Below are 17,141 nucleotides of genomic sequence, written 5' to 3' on the forward strand. Positions count from 1 at the left end.
CTGACGGCGGCCCGCCGCCAGGGCGGCGACGCCGGCCTCGACGTGGAGGTGCTCGCCGGCCTCGCACCGGCGGTCCGGCGACGGGCGCTGCGGCTGGCCCTGGTCGCGTCGGGGGCGCCCGCGGGGGCGGTGGCGCACCGCCACGTCGAGGAGGTGGACCGGTTGATCACGGACTGGCACGGGCAGGGCCCGGTGGCCCTCCCGGGCGGGGGCGTGGCGGTCCGCAGGTGTGGCAGGCTGACGCTCGTCCCACGCGCGACGGGGGGGCCGCGGTCGGGCTGAGCCCGCCGGTCCGGTCCGCGGTAGGAGACAGCGTGATCGAGCACAAGGAGCGGGCAGCGGTGGATGCGGCGGACATGGGCGACGACCTGGAGCGCGTGCTCCTGACCGAGGAGCAGCTGCAGGGCCGGCTCGACGAGCTCGCGGAGCAGATCGACGCGGACTACGCGGGGCGCGAGCTGCTGCTCGTGGGCGTCCTCAAGGGCGCCGTCATGGTCATGGCGGACCTGGCGCGGCGGCTGCACACGTCGGTCCAGATGGACTGGATGGCCGTGTCGTCGTACGGGGCGGGCACGACGTCGTCGGGCGTCGTGCGCATCCTCAAGGACCTCGACGCGGACCTCACGGGACGGCACGTGCTGATCGTCGAGGACATCATCGACTCGGGTCTGACCCTGTCGTGGCTGCTCGCCAACCTGCGCAGCCGCGGTCCGGCGTCGGTCGAGATCGCGACGATGCTGCGCAAGCCCGAGGCCGCCAAGGTCGAGGTGGACGTGCGCTACGTCGGCTTCGACATCCCCACCGACTTCGTCGTCGGCTACGGCCTGGACTACGCCGAGCGCTACCGCAACCTGCCGTTCGTCGGCACGCTCGCGCCCCACGTCTACGGCGACTGACGCCTCGCGGCGGGCCCCCACGCGGGCCCGCTGTCGGCTCCTGCCGGCGGAACGCACGGTGCCGGCCGGGAGTTCCCCGTCGCGCCCTGCGCGAACACGGGGCGGCGCAGGGGCACCCAGCGGGTAACGTGACCGCAGACCTGCCCCGCGACCAGGAGGGATAGGGCCCCGGCCCCGTCGCCCATGAACGTCAAGCGCCTCACCCGTGGTCCCGCTCTGTGGATCCTCCTGGCCGTCCTCATCCTGTGGCTCGGTGCCTCGTCCTTCTTCATGGGCACCGGCATCCAGCGCATCGACACCTCCGACGGCCTCGAGCTGCTCGCCGGGGACACGGTGGAGCAGGCCCTGATCGTGGACGGGCAGCAGCGCGTCGACCTGACCCTCACCGAGGACTTCGGTGACAAGGGCCGCAACGTGCAGTTCTACTACGTCGCGCCGCAGGGGCCGTCGGTCGTCGAGGCGATCGCCGACGCCGACCTCGAGGGCGGCTTCAACTCCGAGGTCCCGCGCACGACGTGGTGGGCGAGCCTGCTCAGCCTGATCCTGCCGTTCGTCATCATCCTGGGCCTGTTCTGGTTCCTCATGTCCCGGATGCAGGGCGGCGGCTCGCGCGTCATGCAGTTCGGCAAGTCCAAGGCGAAGCTGGTCTCGAAGGAGACGCCGCAGGTCACGTTCGCCGACGTCGCGGGCGTGGACGAGGCCGTCGAGGAGCTCCAGGAGATCAAGGACTTCCTGGCGAACCCCGCCAAGTTCCAGGCGGTCGGGGCGAAGATCCCCAAGGGCGTCCTGCTCTACGGCCAGCCCGGTACCGGCAAGACGCTCCTCGCACGCGCCGTCGCGGGCGAGGCGGGCGTCCCGTTCTACTCGATCTCCGGCTCGGACTTCGTGGAGATGTTCGTCGGCGTCGGTGCGTCGCGCGTGCGCGACCTGTTCGACCAGGCGAAGCAGAACGCCCCGGCCATCATCTTCATCGACGAGATCGACGCCGTCGGCCGCCACCGCGGGGCCGGCATGGGCGGCGGGCACGACGAGCGCGAGCAGACGCTCAACCAGATGCTCGTCGAGATGGACGGCTTCGACGTCAACGCGAACGTCATCCTCATCGCTGCCACCAACCGGCCCGACATCCTCGACCCCGCCCTGCTGCGCCCCGGGCGCTTCGACCGGCAGATCGCTGTGGACGCGCCCGACCTCAAGGGGCGCGAGCGCATCCTCAACGTCCACGCCAAGGGCAAGCCGATGGCGCCCGACGTCGACCTGCACGCCGTCGCGAAGCGCACGCCCGGCTTCACGGGCGCGGACCTCGCGAACGTCCTCAACGAGGCCGCCCTCCTGACGGCCCGCGGCGGCCTGCAGGTGCTCGGCAACCACGAGCTCGACGAGGCGATCGACCGCGTCATCGCCGGTCCGCAGCGCCGGACCCGGCTGATGAACGACAAGGAGAAGAAGATCACCGCGTACCACGAGGGCGGGCACGCCCTGGTGGCGGCGGCGCTGCGGTACACGGACCCCGTGACCAAGGTGACGATCCTCCCGCGCGGCCGGGCCCTGGGCTACACGATGGTCATGCCGGCCGAGGACAAGTACTCCACGACGCGCAACGAGCTGCTCGACCAGCTCGCGTACGCGATGGGCGGCCGCGTCGCCGAGGAGGTCGTGTTCCACGACCCGACGACCGGCGCCTCGAACGACATCGAGAAGGCCACCGCCATCGCGCGCAAGATGGTCACGCAGTACGGCATGAGCGAGAAGGTCGGCGCCGTGAAGCTGGGCCAGGACAGCGGCGAGGTCTTCATGGGCCGCGACATGGGCCACGGGCGCGACTACTCCGAGGAGGTCGCCGCCACCGTCGACGTCGAGGTCCGCCGCTTCATGGACTTCGCGCACGAGGAGGCGTACGAGATCCTCAACATGTACCGCGACGTGCTCGACACGCTCGTGGTCGAGCTGCTCGAGCGCGAGACGCTGAACCAGGCGGAGCTGGCGGAGATCTTCCGGCCGGTGACCAAGCGCGAGCCGCGCCAGGTCTGGCTCTCGAGCCCGGACCGCACCGTCTCGGACATCCCGCCGGTCCAGACCGCGCGCGAGCGGGCGACGTCGAACGGCCACCCCGTGGTGCCGCAGGACGAGGCCGCGGCCGCGCGTCCCGAGCACCCCGCGTCCCCGGTCGGGGAGGTCCCGCCCGGCGGCACCGTCGGTGGCGCGACCCCGAGCGACGACGGCTGGCCGAGCGGCAGGCCGTGGCCGAGCGACCGCTGAGCCGCACCATGACGCACATGGCGGACGACGTCCCGCTGCCGACCGAGTCGGGGACGCCACCCGACGTCGTCGTCGCGGACGGGGTGGCGATCCCGGTCCGCTACGACCACGCACGGGCCGAGCGCGCGGTGCGCGAGCTCCTGCTCGCCGTCGGCGAGGACCCGGACCGCGACGGGCTGCGGGACACGCCCGCGCGCGTGGCGAGGGCCTACGCGGAGATGTTCGCCGGGCTCCACATGGAGCCGGCCGACGTGCTGACCACGACCTTCGACCTCGGTCACGAGGAGATGGTGCTGGTCAAGGACATCGAGGTGTACTCCACGTGCGAGCACCACCTGGTGCCGTTCCACGGGGTCGCGCACGTCGGCTACATCCCCGGCGTCGACGGCAGGATCACGGGCCTGTCCAAGATCGCGCGGCTGGTGGACCTGTACGCACGGCGTCCGCAGGTCCAGGAGCGCCTCACGTCGCAGGTCGCGGACGCGATGGTGGAGATCCTGCAGCCGCGCGGCGTGCTGGTCGTGATCGAGTGCGAGCACCTGTGCATGTCCATGCGGGGCGTGCGCAAGCCGGGCTCCCGCACGGTCACCTCGGCGGTCCGCGGCCAGATGCGCGACGGCACGACCCGCGCCGAGGCGATGAGCCTCATCCTCGGCCGCTGACACCCGCGGGCGCCGCACCGTGTGCTGGTGCGTCGGCGGCGGTCCTGGGCCCCCCGCGCCGGCTCTAGGGTGGGGGCGTGCTGCACCCCGCTCCGCTGCCCGCGCACCTGACGGTGCTGGACCGGACGCTGGTGATGGGCGTCGTCAACGTCACCCCGGACTCGTTCAGCGACGGCGGCCGGTGGTTCGAGCCGGACGCCGCCGTCGCGCACGGCCTGCGGCTCCTCGCCGAGGGCGCCGACGTGCTCGACGTCGGCGGCGAGTCCACGCGACCCGGCTCCCAGCGTGTGGCGGTCGACGAGGAGCGCCGGCGCGTGCTGCCCGTGGTCCGCGAGCTCGTGGCCGCCGGCGCCGTCGTGAGCGTCGACACGACCCGGGCGGCGGTCGCGCGGGACGCCGTCGCCGCCGGCGCCCACCTCGTCAACGACGTCTCCGGCGGGCTCGCGGACCCGGCGATGGCCGACGTCGTCGCGCAGACCGGCGTCGCCTACGTCGCCATGCACTGGCGCGGGCACGCAGACGTCATGGACTCCCTCACGCACTACGACGACGTCGTCGCGGACGTGCGCGACGAGCTCGCGGGGCGGCTGGCGGCGCTCGAGGCCGCCGGGATCCGACGCGAGCAGGTCGTCCTCGACCCCGGGCTGGGGTTCGCCAAGGCCGGCCGCGACAACTGGCCCCTGCTCGCCCACCTGGACGCGCTGCAGGAGCTCGGTCGCCCGGTGCTCGTCGGCTCGTCCCGCAAACGCTTCCTCGGCCACCTCCTCGCGGGGCCCGACGGCGAACCCGCTGCCCCCACCGCGCGCGACCGCGCCACGGCGGCGATCAGCGCGCTGTCCGCCCTCGGCGGAGCCTGGTGCGTGCGCGTGCACGACGTGGCAGGCTCGGCGGACGCGGTGCGGGTGGCGGCCGCCTGGTCGGCGGCACGGGGCGACCGGACCGACGCAGGACGCAGTGCCACTCAGGACGGAGAGCATCGTGCATGAGCCCACCGCGGGTCCCCACGCCCGCGACCGCATCACCGTGTCCGGCATCGCGGCCACGGGCCACCACGGTGTGTTCGAGCACGAGCGCCGCGACGGCCAGACGTTCGTCGCCGACGTCACGCTCCACGTCGACACCCGGCCCGCCGCCGCGGAGGACCGCCTCGACCTGACCGTGCACTACGGCGTGCTGAGCGAGCAGGTGGCCGCCGTGCTGTCCGGCGAGCCGGCCGACCTCGTCGAGACGGTCGCCGAGCGGATCGCCGCCGTCGCGCTGGCCCACCCCGCCGTCGCGGCGGTCGACGTCGTGGTCCACAAGCCGCAGGCACCCCTCACCGTGCCGTTCACGGACGTCACGGTGCAGATCCACCGCGACCGCACGCACGCGCCGGTGGTCGCCGCGCCGCACGTCGGCCCGGGCGGCCCCGGCGAGCTCCCCGGTGCCCCGGCCGACCTGCTGCCGGAGCCCGTCGAGGCGACGGCGCTCTTCGTCCCCGACTGGGCCCGCGTCGAGGCCGCCCTCGTGCCGGTGGCCGCCCACGCCCGGCCCGCGACGGAGCACGCCCCGGACACGGGACCGGTCCTCGGCACCGGCGCCGGCACGGGTGTCGCCGCGGGCCCCGTGCCCGGCGTCGAGCCCGAGCCGGCGGACCGCCTCGACGCCGTGCCTGCGGAGCCGGTCGACGTCGTCCTGGCGCTCGGGTCGAACCTCGGCGCGAGCCACGACACGCTGCGGCAGGTCGTCCACGACCTCGCGGGAGTCCCCGGGCTCGAGGTCACGGCGGTCGCGCCGCTCGCCCGGACCCAGGCGGTCGGCGGGCCGGAGCAGGCCGACTTCCTCAACACCGTGGTCCTGGCCCGCACGACCCTGAGCCCGCGGGCGCTCCTGCACGCGTGCCAGGAGATCGAGGACGCGCACGGCCGCGTCCGCACCGAGCACTGGGGCCCCCGCACCATCGACGTCGACCTCATCGTGCACGGCTCGACCGTCGCGGCCGCCGACGACCTCGAGCTCCCGCACCCGCGCGCCCATGCGCGGGCCTTCGTCCTCGAGCCGTGGGCCCAGGTCGACCCCGGCGCCGTGCTGCCCGGGCTCGGCGGAGGACCGGTCGCCGCGCTCGCCCAGACGGCACCCGACCGCGGCGGCATCCGGTGGATGGCGCTCGACTGGTGGTCGACCCCGCAGTGAGGCACCCGTGATGAGACGCACACCGTGGCCCCGCCTGCTCGTCGTGGCGTTCGTCGCGACGGTCCTGACCTTCGGCGGCCTGCGGATCGTGGAGAGCCGGGGCGCCACGCTCCTGGCCGTCCCGCTCCTCGCGTCCGTCCTGGTCCTCGGCATCGCGGCGGTGGTGCTCGCCCTCGGCCGCTCCGTGCGCCTGTTCACGCAGGGCAAGCGGCCCGGTCTCGACCCGCTCCTCGCGGCGCGCACGGTGGTGCTCGCCACCGCGTCGGCGTACACGGGTGCGCTGCTCACCGGCTGGTACGCCGGGCACGTCCTGATCGTCCTGGGCGACCTCGCCATCCCAGCGCGGCGGGACCTGGCGGTGACCGCCGGGACGGCGATGGTGTGCACCGTCGTACTCGCCGTCGTCGGGCTCGTGGTCGAGCGCTGGTGCGAGGTGCCGCCGCCGGACGACGACGTCGAGGGCTCCGGCGCCTCCGCGCCGTCGGGCAGCGCTGCCTGACCTCCCCGCCGGCCGCGGGGCGACGCCGCCCCGGCTCCTCCCGCCGCGTGCAGGGCCCTCGGCCCCACCGCGCGCTGGTGCAAGGATGGTGGCCATGACCGGCCCCGACCCCCTGCCTGCCCGCGTCGACCCGGTGCCGCCGGTGGGCCCGCCGGGCGCGGAGCGCGACGCGGCCCCGGCGTCCTCGGCGAGCCCGTTCGACCCGGTCGGCGTGCGCTGGCAGTCGGTCTCCCCGCGGCTCACCAGCGCGCGCCTCGTGTCGGCGGCGATCTGGTTCGTCGTCCCGCTCGTCGGTGGCGCGGTGGCGGCGGCGCTCAGCGGCCTCGCCGGCCTGTGGTCGATCCCCGCGGTCATCCTGGTCGTGCTGGTCTGGATCGCCCTCGTGGTCCCGCGCCAGGTCCGGGCCTGGGGCTACGCGGAGCGCGAGGACGACCTGCTCATCCGCAAGGGCGTGATGTTCCGCTCGATCGTCGTCGTGCCCTACGGCCGGATGCAGTTCGTCGACGTCCAGGCCGGCCCCCTCGACCGCGCCTTCGGCATCGCCCGGGTCCAGCTCCACACCGCGTCGCCGGGCACCGACGCGGCCATCCCGGGCCTGCCGCCGGACGAGGCCTCGCGCCTGCGCGACCGCCTGGCCGCGCGCGGCGAGGCGCAGCTGGCGGGCCTGTGACCTCCACGCCCGACGCCGGCCCCGCGGCCGCCGGGCCGCCCGGTGAGCCGGTCTGGCACCGCGTCCACCCCGTCACGCCGGCGGTCAAGGGCTGGAAGATCATCGCCGTGCTGCTCGCGATCCTGGTCCAGCAGGTCGGCCCGGGGCTCGAGAACTGGGCGGACCTCGTCGAGGCGGTCGGGTGGGCGCCGATCCTCGGCGGCTTCGGGCTGTTCGTCCTCGCAGGGTTCGGCTACGCGGCGATCGCGTGGCGCATGACGCGCTACGGCGTGGACGCCGAGGCGGTGTACCTCAAGACGGGCGTGCTCTTCCGTCAGCACCGCACGGCCCGGCTCGACCGCGTCCAGGCGATCGACGTCGTCCAGCCGATCCTCGCCCGCCTGCTCGGGCTCGCCGAGCTGCGGTTCGAGGTCGCGGGCGGCTCGGACTCCTCGGTCCGCCTCGCGTTCCTCAAGGAGGAGTCCGCCCAGCGCCTGCGCAACGAGCTGCTCGCGCTCTCGGCGGGCATCGAGTTCGGCACCGAGGACCAACCCGAGGCGCCCGTCGCACCCGAGCGCGAGCTGCTGACGGTGCCGGTGGACCGGCTCCTGCTGTCGCTCGTCCGGTCGGTGACGATCGTGGTGCTCACGGTCGGGGTCGCCGGCGCGGTCGTCGCGATCATCGTCACGCGGCAGATCTCGCTCGCGTTCAGCCTCCTGCCGATGGTGCTCGGCGCCGGCGGCTACCTCTGGCAGCGCTTCGCCGGTGAGTTCAACTTCCGCGTGGCGCAGAGCCCCGACGGCATCCGGCTGCGGCACGGCCTGCTCGAGTCGCGCTCCCAGACCGTGCCGCCCGGCCGCGTCCAGGCCGTTCGCCTGACCCAGGCGTGGCTGTGGCGGCGCAAGGACTGGTGGCGCGTCGAGATGAACGTCGCCGGTTACGGCCAGGCGGAGAACCAGCAGACCGAGAGCGTGCTGCTCTCGGTGGGCGAGCGCGACGACGCCCTCCTCGCCCTCTGGCTCGTGCTGCCCGACCTCGGCGTCGCGGACCCGCGGGCGCTCCTCGACGAGGCGCTCTCGGGCACGGGGGCCACGGACCCGCGCGTCCTGACGTCCCCGCGGCGCGCGCGCTGGCTGGACCCGCTCTCGTGGCGCCGCACGGCGGTCGCGGCGACCGACCGCGCCCTGCTGGTCCGGTCCGGCCGCTTCGTGCGCCGGCTCGTCGTCGTGCCGCACGAGCGGACCCAGTCCCTCGGGCTCACGCAGGGTCCCCTGCAGCGGCGTCTGGGCCTGGCCACGGTGGTGCTGCACTCCACGCCCGGGCCCGTGTCGCCGTTCGTCCCGCACCTGGACGCGCGGGCCGCCGGCGCGCTGCTCCACGAGCAGGCGGACCGCGCGCGTCGCGCCCGCGCCACGGCCGGTCCGGAGCGGTGGATGCGGCCGGTGGCCCCGTGAGCGCACCCCAGCCGGGTCGGCTCGGCGTCGGGGTCGTCGGGGCGGGGCGGGTCGGTGCCGTCCTCGGCAACGCCCTGCGGGCGGTCGGCCACGCCGTCGTGGGCGCGAGCGGCATCTCCGAGGAGTCCCGCGAGCGGATCGCCACGATGCTGCCCGGCGTCCCGCACCTGGACGTCCCCGAGGTCGTCGAGCGCGCCGAGCTCGTGCTGCTCACGGTGCCCGACGACGCGCTGCCCGAGCTCGTCGCGGGCCTCGCGGCGCTCGGTGCGTGGCAGCCGGGCCAGATCGTGGTGCACACCGCGGGCGCGCTCGGGGCCGACGTGCTCGCTCCGGCGCGCGAGCGGGGCGTCATCCCGCTCGCGATCCACCCGGCCATGACCTTCACGGGCACGTCCATGGACCTCGGGCGCCTGACCGGCTGCACGTTCGCCGTCACCGGCCCGGGGCCCGTCCTGCCGATCGGCCAGGCGCTCGTCGTGGAGATCGGGGGCGAGCCCGTGGTGGTCGCCGAGGAGGCGCGCCCGCTCTACCACGCGGCCCTCGCGCACGGCGCGAACCACCTCGTCGTCCTCGTCGCGCAGGCGGCGCACGCGCTCGCCGCAGCGGGCGTCGCGAGCCCGGACCGCGTGCTGGCGCCCCTGCTGGGGGCGGCGCTCGACGGCGCCCTGCGCACGGCGCAGTCGGCGGGCGAGGGCACGGCGTCGGCGGCGAGCGGGGTGGCGGCGCTCACCGGCCCCGTGGTGCGCGGCGACAGCGGGACGGTCGCCTCGCACCTCGAGCAGCTCGGCGCCCTCGCCGGACGCGACCCGTGGGCGGCCGACGTGCCGCCCAGCTACCGGGCCCTCGCCCGCGCCGCCACGGCGCGCGCGCTCGCGGGCGGCCGCATCACCACCAGCCAGGCGCGCGACCTCCTCGACGTCCTCGCCGACCCCCAGGAGGACCGATGACCCCCCGACTCGTGCGGACCCGCTCCCAGCTCGCCGACGCGCTCGCCGCACCCGCGGCGTCCCTCGGCCGGCGGGCCGTCGTGATGACCATGGGCGCCCTGCACGAGGGCCACCTCGCCCTCGTACGCGCCGCGCGCGAGCGGGCCGACCAGGTCGTGGTGACGATCTTCGTGAACCCGCTGCAGTTCGGTGCGGGGGAGGACCTCGAGCGGTACCCGCGCGACCTGGACGGCGACCTCGCGCTGCTCGCCGGTGCGGGGGCCGACGTCGTCTTCGCGCCCGGGGTGGAGGAGGTCTACCCGGGCGGTGAGCCGCTCGTGCGGGTCAGCGCGGGGGCGCTCGGCGAGCGCCTCGAGGGGGCGCACCGTCCGGGCCACTTCGACGGCGTGCTCACCGTCGTCCTCAAGCTCATGCACCTCGTGCGGCCCGACGTCGCGCTCTTCGGCCAGAAGGACGCCCAGCAGCTCATGGCGGTGCGGCGCATGGTGCACGACCTCGACGTGGACGTCGAGGTCGTGGCGGTGCCCACGGTGCGCGACCCCGACGGTGTCGCGCTCTCGTCCCGCAACGCCTACCTCGACGCGGAACAACGGACCCGGGCGCGCGTGTTGTCCAGAGCACTCCGTGCGGCGCAGGACGCCGCCGGGGACGGCGCCCCGGCCGAGACGGTCCGGCAGGCGGCGGTGGACGTGCTCGCGGCCGAGCCGGGTGTCGTGGTCGACTACGTCGCCCTGGTGGACGACACGGCGTCCGACGTCGCCCCGGACCACGTCGGACCGGCGGTGCTCGCCGTGGCGGCCCGCGTGGGGACGACGCGACTGATCGACAACGTGGTGCTGCACCTCGAGGAGGGGCGATGACCGACACGACCGGCACGGGCTCGACCAGGACCTGGCTCCGCACGATGATGACCGGCAAGATCCACCGCGCGACAGTCACGGACGCGGATCTCGACTACGTCGGCTCCGTGACCGTGGACGCGTCCCTGCTCGAGGCGGCGGACATCCTCCCCGGGCAGCAGGTCGACGTCGTGGACGTCACCAACGGCGCGCGCCTGACCACCTACGCGATCGCGGGGGAGCCGGGCTCGGGCGTCGTCTGCCTCAACGGTGCGGCGGCGCACCTGATCCACCCCGGCGACGTCGTCATCCTCATCGCCTACGCGCAGATGCCGGACGACGAGGCGCGCACGTACTCGCCCCGCGTCGTGCACGTCGACGAGCGCAACCGCATCGCGGACCTCGGCAGCGACCCCGGTGCCGCCCCGGCGCGCCTGCGCACCGCGGCGATCGCGTGGGCCGCGAGCCGGTGAGGCTCGGGACCCGGCTGGCCGCTCCCGAGCCGGGCTGGACCGCGCAGGCCGACGTCGTGGTCGTGGGTTCCGGCATCGCGGGCCTGACGGCGGCGCTGCGCCTGCGCACGCGCGTGCCGCGGGTGCTGCTCGTGACCAAGGGCGCGCTCGCCTCGGGCTCGACCGTCTGGGCCCAGGGTGGCATCGCCGCGGCGCTCGACCCCGGCGACTCGCCCGCGGCGCACCTGACCGACACGCTCACGGCCGGCGCCGGCCTGTGCGACCGGTCGGCCGTCGAGGTCCTGGTCACGCAGGGCCCCGCCCGCGTGCGCGAGCTCGCCGCGCTCGGGACGCGGTTCGACGTCGAGCACGACGGCACCATCGCCCTGACGCGCGAGGGCGGGCACGGCGCCGACCGGATCGCGCACGCCGGCGGGGACGCGACGGGAGCGGAGATCTCCCGGGCCCTCGTGGCGCAGCTCGACGCGGTGCGCAGCGATCCGGGCATCGAGGTGATCGAGCACGCGCTGGTCCTGGACCTGCTCACCGCCGCGCCCGACGCCGACGGTCGGCCCGGCCCGGTGTGCGGCGCGACCCTGCACGTCATCGGCGAGGGCACCCGCGACGGCGTCGGCGCCGTCCTGGGCCGCGCCGTCGTGCTGGCCACCGGCGGCATCGGCCAGGTCTTCCAGTCCTCGACCAACCCGGTCCAGGCGACGGGCGACGGTCTCGCGGCGGCGCTGCGCGCGGGCGCGGCCGTCGCCGACGTCGAGTTCGTGCAGTTCCACCCGACCGTGCTGTGGCTGGGCTCGGGCGTCAAGGGCCAGCTCCCGCTGGTCTCCGAGGCGGTGCGCGGCGAGGGGGCGATGCTGCTGGACACCGACGGCGTCCGCTTCATGCCGGACGTCCACCCGCTCGCCGAGCTGGCGCCGCGCGACGTGGTCGCCCACGCGATCGTCCGGCGCATGGCCGAGACGGGCTCGGACCACGTGCTCCTCGACGCGCGCCACCTCGGCGCCGACTTCCTGCGCGGGCGCTTCCCGACGATCCACGACCGCCTGCTCGCCGAGGGCATCGACCTCACCACGGGGCTCGTGCCGGTCGCGCCCGCCCAGCACTACCACTCTGGTGGGGTGGTGACGGACCTGCAGGGGCGGGCCGACGTCGACGGGCTCTACGCCGCGGGCGAGGTGGCGTGCACCGGCGTGCACGGCGCCAACCGGCTGGCCTCGAACTCCCTGCTGGAGGGCCTCGTCTTCGCGCACCGGGCCGCCGAGCAGATCGCGGCGCGCGTCGGCGCCGGCGACCTGCCGCAGCGCGAGCCCGTCGAGCGCCCGGGTGACCCCTCCCTCGTCGCGGGGGCGGCGCGCAGCCGGATCCAGCGCATCGCGCAGCGCGGCCCCGGCGTCATCCGCACGGGGGAAGGGCTGGCCGCGGCCGTCGCGGCGCTCGCGGCCGTGCCGACCCACGCCGACGTGACGCCGGGCGTCGTCGCGGCGCCGCAGACGGCCGAGTGGGAGACGACGAACCTGCACACGGTCGCGTCCGTGCTGACGCTCGCCGCGCTCGAGCGCACGGAGAGCCGCGGCGGGCACTACCGGCAGGACCACCCGGACCAGGAGCCGGCGTGGCTGCGCCGCGTCGCCGTGCGGCTCGACCCGGACGGCTGCCTCGACGTGGCCGCGGGACCGCTCCTGGCCGACCCGGACGCGTCACCCGTGTTCGTCTAGCACCACCGGCGCCCGCGCCGCGGGCGTCGCTCCGCTCGTCGTGAGGGGGACCACGATGGACAGCAGCAGCACCAGCACGACCACCACCACGGACGCCGCTGCCGCTACCGCCACCACCGCGGCGCGCGCGGAGTTCGACCGCCAGGCGGCGACGCTGCTGGCCGCGGCCCGGGAGACGGCCGGCGCCGCGACGCACGAGCGCCTGCGCGAGCTGGTCGCCCGGCTGCGGCCGCTGGCGGCTGCGCAGCCGTGGGAGGGCGTCGACCCCGCGTCGGGCCGGGTCCCGTTCCTGCTCGTCGCCTCGCGCGAGCTGCTGCCGGTCGACGTCATGATGCGCCGGGCGACGCTCGCCGGGCGGAGCCGGCCCGGGTTCGTCGACCGTTCCTTCGAGCCGGGCTCGCTCCGGACGTTCGTGCCGCCGCCCGGGACCGTCGTGCCCGACGCGCAGGCCTACCTCCTGCTCGACGTCGAGCGCGGCGAGGAGTTCTGCGGCGTCGTGCCGAGCACCGCGATGGACGTGGTCGCGCAGCGCGGCCGGACGCTCCTGACCATCGAGGAGGGCGTGGGGTTGCTCACCCACCACCCCGGCGTGCTCGTGAAGAACCGGTGCTTCTCGCTCGGCGGCTCGCGCTGCGGCGACCGGCGCGTGCCGGCGCTGTGGATCAGCCAGGGAGCTCCCAAGCTGGGCTGGTGCTGGGAGGGCAACCCGCACACCTGGTTGGGCCTGGCGTCGGCGGGGAGCCGCGTCGCCGCCTGAGGTGGGCGGCGCGGCGTGCCGGGGACGCGCCCGGGCTCACTCGACGGGCCGACCCGCCGCCCGCCACGCGCCGGTGCCGCCGGCGACGTTGACCACGTCGTGGCCCTGCTGCCCGAGCCAGGCCGCGACCTGGCCGGAGCGCCCGCCCGACTCGCAGATGACGTAGACCTCGCCCTCGAGCGACGTCACCTCGCCCGCCCGCTCGACGAACTCGCTGAGCGGCACGTTCACGGCGCCGGGCACGTGACCGGACTCGAACTCGTGGACCTCGCGCACGTCGACGACCGTCGCCTCGGCGTCGTCGGCGAGGGCCTGCTGCAGGGTGGTGACGTCGATCTCGCGCACGGTGTCCTCCGGTCGGGTGCCTGGACCCGACGCTACCCGCCGCCCGGACGCTAGCGTGCTGCCGTGCCGCACCCTCCGACGCCCGGCCCCGCCGCCCCCACGCCGACCGTCCCCGGGCTCGCCGCCCTCGTGGGCGTCGCGCTCGACGAGGACCTCGGGCCCGCGCCCGGTCGAGACGTCACGACCCAGGCCACCGTGCCCGCGGACGCCCTGGGGACCGCCCACCTGGCGGCACGCGCCGACGGCGTCGTCGCCGGTCTGGCCGCGGTCGACGAGGTGCTGGGTCAGGTCGCGGAGCGCCTCGGCCTGCCGGTGCCGGACGCGCGGCTGCGCGTCGCCGACGGCGCCCGCGTGCGCGCCGGCGACGTCCTCGCGGACGTGACGGGTCCCGTGCAGGTGCTGCTGGTCGCCGAGCGCACGCTGCTCAACGTCGTCAGCCGCGCGTCCGGCGTCGCGACGCACACGCGCCGGTGGGCGGACGCCCTCGCGGGCACCGGCGCCACCGTGCTCGACACCCGCAAGACGACGCCCGGCCTCCGAGCGCTGGAGAAGCACGCCGTGCGCGCGGGCGGCGGCGCCAACAAGCGCATGGGCCTCTACGACGTCGCGATGGTCAAGGACAACCACGTCGTCGCCGCCGGGTCGATCGCCGCCGCGGTGGCGGCGGTCCGGGACCGCTTCGGCGACGTCGAGGTCCAGGTCGAGGCGGACACCCTCGCGCAGGCCATGGAGGCGCTCGACGCGGGTGCGCGCTTCCTGCTGCTCGACAACATGCCGACCCCCGTGCTGGCCGACGTCGTGGCGGCGGTCCGCGCGCGCGAGGCCGAGACCGGGTACGTCGCCCTGGAGGCGACCGGGAACCTCACGCTCGACCGCGCGGCCGAGGTGGCCGCGACGGGCGTCGACCACCTGTCGGTGGGCGGGCTCACGCACTCCTCGCCGATCCTCGACGTCGCGCTGGACCTCGTAGGATCGGTCGGTGACCTCCCCGGCTGACCCCACACCCGCGCCTGCGCCTGCGGCCGCCGAGCCCGTGCTCGACGACCTCCCCGAGCAGCTGAAGGTGCGCCGCGAGAAGCGCGAGCGGCTCATCGCCGAGGGGGGCGAGGCCTACCCCGTGGGCGTGCCCGTGACCGCCACGATCGCGCAGGTGCGCGCGGCGCACGGCGACCTGGCGGCCGGCGAGGAGACCGACGTCGAGGTCGGCGTGGCCGCGCGGGTGGTCTACCTGCGCACGACGGGCAAGCTGTGCTTCGCCACCCTGCAGGACGGCGAGGGCAACCGGCTCCAGGCGATGCTCAGCCAGGCCGTGGTCGGTGAGGAGTCGCTGGCGCGGTTCAAGTCCGACGTCGACCTCGGCGACCACCTGTTCGTCCACGGCCGTGTCATCAGCTCGCGCCGCGGCGAGCTGAGCGTGTTCGCCGACGACTGGCGCGTCGCGGCCAAGGCCCTGCGTCCGCTGCCGGTGCTCCACAAGGACCTGTCCGAGGAGGCGCGCGTGCGCCGCCGGTACGTGGACCTCATCGTCCGGCCGCAGGCGCGCGACATGGTGCGGATGCGCGCGGCCGTGCTCCGCTCGCTGCGGGACAACTTCCACCGCCGCGGGTACCTCGAGGTCGAGACGCCCATGCTGCAGGTCGTCCAGGGCGGCGCGAGCGCACGCCCCTTCACCACGCACATGAACGCGTTCGACCTCGACCTCGTGCTGCGGATCGCTCCGGAGCTGTTCCTCAAGCGCGCCGTCGTCGGCGGCGTGGAGCGCGTCTTCGAGATCAACCGCAGCTTCCGCAACGAGGGGGCCGACGCGACACACTCACCCGAGTTCGCGACCCTGGAGGCCTACGAGGCCTACGGCGACTACGACACGATGGCGGAGCTGACGCGCGACCTCGTCCAGACCGCGGCCCAGGACGCCCTCGGCACGACCACCGTGACGCTCGCGGACGGCACCGAGTACGACCTGGGCGGCGAGTGGACCGCGCTGAGCCTGTACGGCTCTCTCTCCCACGCCTTGGGCGAGGAGATTTCTCCGCAAACGCCGGATGTTGATCTTCTGCGACTTGTGGAACGTTTCGACCTGCAGATCGACCGCGCCCGGATGACGCACGGAAAGCTCGTCGAAGAGCTGTGGGAGCACCACGTCGGAGATCATCTTGTCGCCCCGACATTCGTCCGTGACTTCCCCGTCGACACGAGCCCGCTGACGCGCGACCATCGCACCGTCCCCGGCGTAGTGGAGAAGTGGGACCTGTACATCCGCGGGATCGAGACGGCGACGGCCTACTCCGAGCTCGTGGACCCCGTCATCCAGCGGCGCCGCTTCGAGGCGCAGGCCCGGCTGGCGGCCGCCGGCGACGACGAGGCGATGCGCCTCGACGAGGACTTCCTCGAGGCGATGGAGTTCGGGATGCCGCCCGCGGGTGGCATGGGGATGGGCATCGACCGCCTGCTCATGGCGCTCACCGGCCTGAACATCCGCGAGACGATCCTCTTCCCGTTGGTCAAGCCGCTCGCCTGAGCGCGGGTCCCGGGGTCACCGCCGCGTCGTAGCATGGGGGTGTGGATCCCGCACTCCAGGTCGTCGCCGCACTGGTCCCGTCGATCGGTGTCGGCGCGGTGTTCTGGTTCGCGATGCGGTCGATCATCCAGGCGGACCGCCGCGAGCGGCAGGCGATCGCACGCCTCGACGCGCAGGCCCGCGAGTCGGCCGGCGGGGATTCCCCCGAGCAATAACGCGCATAATTCCTCGTTGTCAATTTCGTCTTTCTGTGCACCGCGGAGGTACGCTCCTTGTCATCCGCGGAAACTCCGGCAGAAGGACATGGCGATGGCACAGAAGGTTCAGGTCGTCCTCGTCGACGACCTCGACGGCGGAACGGCTGAGGAGACGGTGTCCTTCGCCCTCGACGGTGTCTCCTACGAGATCGACCTGAGCGCGGCGAATGCGGCCGAGCTGCGCGAGTCCTTCGCACGCTGGGTCGGCCACGGCCGGCGCGTCGGCGGGCGTTCCCGCGGCGGCGCCCGGCGGGCGTCCGGCGGCTCGGGGCGCGCGGCGAGCGGCCAGAGCCAGGAGATCCGCGAGTGGGCCCGGGCCAACGGCTTCACGGTCAACGAGCGTGGACGCATCCCGGCCGAGGTCAAGGCGGCGTACGACGCCCGCTGAGGCGCCCGCACCCTGACACGCGAAAGGCCCGCCTGCACCAGCAGGCGGGCCTTTCGCGCTGTCCGCCCCCGACCGCGCCCGGCCCGGTTCTGGCACGGATCCGGGCGCCGGAGCACCCGGATCCGTGCCAAAACTGGCGTCGCCCGGCGGGGTGGGCGGGTCAGGGGCGGCGGGCCGTGAGCTCGCGGACGGCGGCGTACTGCTCGCGCACGTGCGGCGTCGCGGGGGCCGTGTGCACCTCGCTCGGGGCCCCGGCCCACGCCGGCGCCGGCACGCCGGTGCCGCCCTGCGCGGTGGCGAGGACCCAGGCCGCCTGG

Annotated in this window: 19 protein-coding genes; 18 read left to right on the forward strand and 1 reads right to left on the reverse strand. The window is 75.0% G+C overall.

The annotated features are described in order from the left end of the window. The 14 genes from IDM29_RS07790 to IDM29_RS07855 all read left to right on the forward strand — a co-directional run. On the forward strand, positions 1–282 hold a 282-nt coding region (locus IDM29_RS07790), incomplete at its 5' end, for a TilS substrate-binding domain-containing protein (RefSeq protein ID WP_188037371.1). A 59-nt stretch (positions 283–341) separates the two neighbouring features. After that, positions 342–896 carry a hypoxanthine phosphoribosyltransferase gene (gene hpt, locus IDM29_RS07795; protein ID WP_182114010.1) on the forward strand — a complete coding sequence of 185 codons (555 nt, stop codon included), beginning with the start codon at positions 342–344 and terminating at the stop codon, positions 894–896. A gap of 183 nt (positions 897–1,079) precedes the next feature. After that, the gene (gene ftsH / locus IDM29_RS07800) at positions 1,080–3,155 is read left to right on the forward strand and encodes an ATP-dependent zinc metalloprotease FtsH (RefSeq protein ID WP_182113019.1); all 2,076 of its coding nucleotides are present in this window, start codon (positions 1,080–1,082) and stop codon (positions 3,153–3,155) included. Between the two features lie 8 nt (positions 3,156–3,163). After that, positions 3,164–3,817, forward strand: coding sequence for a GTP cyclohydrolase I FolE (gene folE, locus IDM29_RS07805; protein ID WP_182114011.1), 654 nt, complete (start codon positions 3,164–3,166; stop codon positions 3,815–3,817). A 134-nt stretch (positions 3,818–3,951) separates the two neighbouring features. After that, positions 3,952–4,803, forward strand: a complete 852-nt coding sequence (gene folP / locus IDM29_RS07810) for a dihydropteroate synthase (RefSeq protein WP_188037377.1) — start codon at positions 3,952–3,954, stop codon at positions 4,801–4,803. After that, positions 4,796–5,989, forward strand: coding sequence for a 2-amino-4-hydroxy-6-hydroxymethyldihydropteridine diphosphokinase (folK, locus tag IDM29_RS17665; RefSeq protein ID WP_309232694.1), 1,194 nt, complete (start codon positions 4,796–4,798; stop codon positions 5,987–5,989). Before folP ends, folK begins: the two co-directional genes overlap by 8 nt. A 10-nt stretch (positions 5,990–5,999) precedes the next feature. Then, on the forward strand, positions 6,000–6,488 hold the full coding sequence (locus IDM29_RS07820; RefSeq protein WP_188037372.1) for a DUF3180 domain-containing protein: 489 nt from the start codon (positions 6,000–6,002) through the stop codon (positions 6,486–6,488). A gap of 94 nt (positions 6,489–6,582) precedes the next feature. Continuing rightward, positions 6,583–7,158, forward strand: a complete 576-nt coding sequence (locus IDM29_RS07825; protein WP_188037373.1) for a PH domain-containing protein — start codon at positions 6,583–6,585, stop codon at positions 7,156–7,158. After that, entirely contained in the window at positions 7,155–8,591 is a 1,437-nt protein-coding gene (locus IDM29_RS07830) for a PH domain-containing protein (RefSeq protein WP_188037374.1), read from the forward strand. Before IDM29_RS07825 ends, IDM29_RS07830 begins: the two co-directional genes overlap by 4 nt. Beyond that, the gene (locus IDM29_RS07835; protein ID WP_182113023.1) at positions 8,588–9,538 is read left to right on the forward strand and encodes a Rossmann-like and DUF2520 domain-containing protein; all 951 of its coding nucleotides are present in this window, start codon (positions 8,588–8,590) and stop codon (positions 9,536–9,538) included. The genes IDM29_RS07830 and IDM29_RS07835 overlap by 4 nt, the downstream gene beginning before the upstream one ends. Beyond that, positions 9,535–10,398, forward strand: a complete 864-nt coding sequence (gene panC, locus IDM29_RS07840) for a pantoate--beta-alanine ligase (protein ID WP_188037375.1) — start codon at positions 9,535–9,537, stop codon at positions 10,396–10,398. Before IDM29_RS07835 ends, panC begins: the two co-directional genes overlap by 4 nt. Beyond that, the gene (gene panD / locus IDM29_RS07845; protein ID WP_182113025.1) at positions 10,395–10,850 is read left to right on the forward strand and encodes an aspartate 1-decarboxylase; all 456 of its coding nucleotides are present in this window, start codon (positions 10,395–10,397) and stop codon (positions 10,848–10,850) included. Before panC ends, panD begins: the two co-directional genes overlap by 4 nt. Further along, positions 10,847–12,559: an L-aspartate oxidase gene (locus IDM29_RS07850; protein WP_255491748.1), complete on the forward strand. Its 1,713-nt coding sequence runs from the start codon at positions 10,847–10,849 to the stop codon at positions 12,557–12,559. The genes panD and IDM29_RS07850 overlap by 4 nt, the downstream gene beginning before the upstream one ends. A 55-nt stretch (positions 12,560–12,614) precedes the next feature. Next, positions 12,615–13,316: a DUF5701 family protein gene (locus tag IDM29_RS07855; protein ID WP_182113027.1), complete on the forward strand. Its 702-nt coding sequence runs from the start codon at positions 12,615–12,617 to the stop codon at positions 13,314–13,316. Between the two features lie 36 nt (positions 13,317–13,352). Here IDM29_RS07855 and IDM29_RS07860 read toward each other — a convergent pair whose 3' ends face one another. After that, positions 13,353–13,661: a rhodanese-like domain-containing protein gene (locus IDM29_RS07860; RefSeq protein ID WP_182113028.1), complete on the reverse strand. Its 309-nt coding sequence runs from the start codon at positions 13,659–13,661 to the stop codon at positions 13,353–13,355. A 63-nt stretch (positions 13,662–13,724) separates the two neighbouring features. Here IDM29_RS07860 and nadC point away from each other — a divergent pair, with 63 nt between their 5' ends. The 4 genes from nadC (at position 13,725) to IDM29_RS07880 (ending at position 16,824) form a co-directional block, all read left to right on the forward strand. Then, complete coding sequence (gene nadC, locus IDM29_RS07865) at positions 13,725–14,657, forward strand: carboxylating nicotinate-nucleotide diphosphorylase (RefSeq protein WP_182113029.1); 933 nt, start codon at positions 13,725–13,727, stop codon at positions 14,655–14,657. Beyond that, the gene (gene lysS, locus IDM29_RS07870; RefSeq protein WP_182113030.1) at positions 14,641–16,179 is read left to right on the forward strand and encodes a lysine--tRNA ligase; all 1,539 of its coding nucleotides are present in this window, start codon (positions 14,641–14,643) and stop codon (positions 16,177–16,179) included. Before nadC ends, lysS begins: the two co-directional genes overlap by 17 nt. 41 nt (positions 16,180–16,220) lie before the next feature. Continuing rightward, a complete protein-coding gene (locus IDM29_RS07875; protein WP_182113031.1) occupies positions 16,221–16,394 on the forward strand; it encodes a hypothetical protein in 174 nt (57 codons plus the stop codon). A 94-nt stretch (positions 16,395–16,488) separates the two neighbouring features. Then, positions 16,489–16,824: an Lsr2 family protein gene (locus tag IDM29_RS07880; protein ID WP_182113032.1), complete on the forward strand. Its 336-nt coding sequence runs from the start codon at positions 16,489–16,491 to the stop codon at positions 16,822–16,824. Positions 16,825–17,141 lie beyond the last annotated feature (317 nt).

Origin of the sequence: Actinotalea sp. JY-7885 (assembly GCF_014525465.1) — a bacterium.
GTDB lineage: Bacteria > Actinomycetota > Actinomycetes > Actinomycetales > Cellulomonadaceae > Actinotalea.

What these genes read in the sequence shown, in the direction of transcription:
- ftsH (WP_182113019.1), top strand. Translation starts at nt 1,080, where the DNA reads ATGAACGTCAAGCGCCTCACCCGTGGTCCCGCTCTGTGGATCCTCCTG.
- folE (WP_182114011.1), top strand. Translation starts at nt 3,164, where the DNA reads ATGACGCACATGGCGGACGACGTCCCGCTGCCGACCGAGTCGGGGACG.
- folP (WP_188037377.1), top strand. Translation starts at nt 3,952, where the DNA reads ATGGGCGTCGTCAACGTCACCCCGGACTCGTTCAGCGACGGCGGCCGG.
- IDM29_RS07820 (WP_188037372.1), top strand. Translation starts at nt 6,000, where the DNA reads ATGAGACGCACACCGTGGCCCCGCCTGCTCGTCGTGGCGTTCGTCGCG.
- IDM29_RS07825 (WP_188037373.1), top strand. Translation starts at nt 6,583, where the DNA reads ATGACCGGCCCCGACCCCCTGCCTGCCCGCGTCGACCCGGTGCCGCCG.
- panC (WP_188037375.1), top strand. Translation starts at nt 9,535, where the DNA reads ATGACCCCCCGACTCGTGCGGACCCGCTCCCAGCTCGCCGACGCGCTC.
- panD (WP_182113025.1), top strand. Translation starts at nt 10,395, where the DNA reads ATGACCGACACGACCGGCACGGGCTCGACCAGGACCTGGCTCCGCACG.
- IDM29_RS07855 (WP_182113027.1), top strand. Translation starts at nt 12,615, where the DNA reads ATGGACAGCAGCAGCACCAGCACGACCACCACCACGGACGCCGCTGCC.
- IDM29_RS07880 (WP_182113032.1), top strand. Translation starts at nt 16,489, where the DNA reads ATGGCACAGAAGGTTCAGGTCGTCCTCGTCGACGACCTCGACGGCGGA.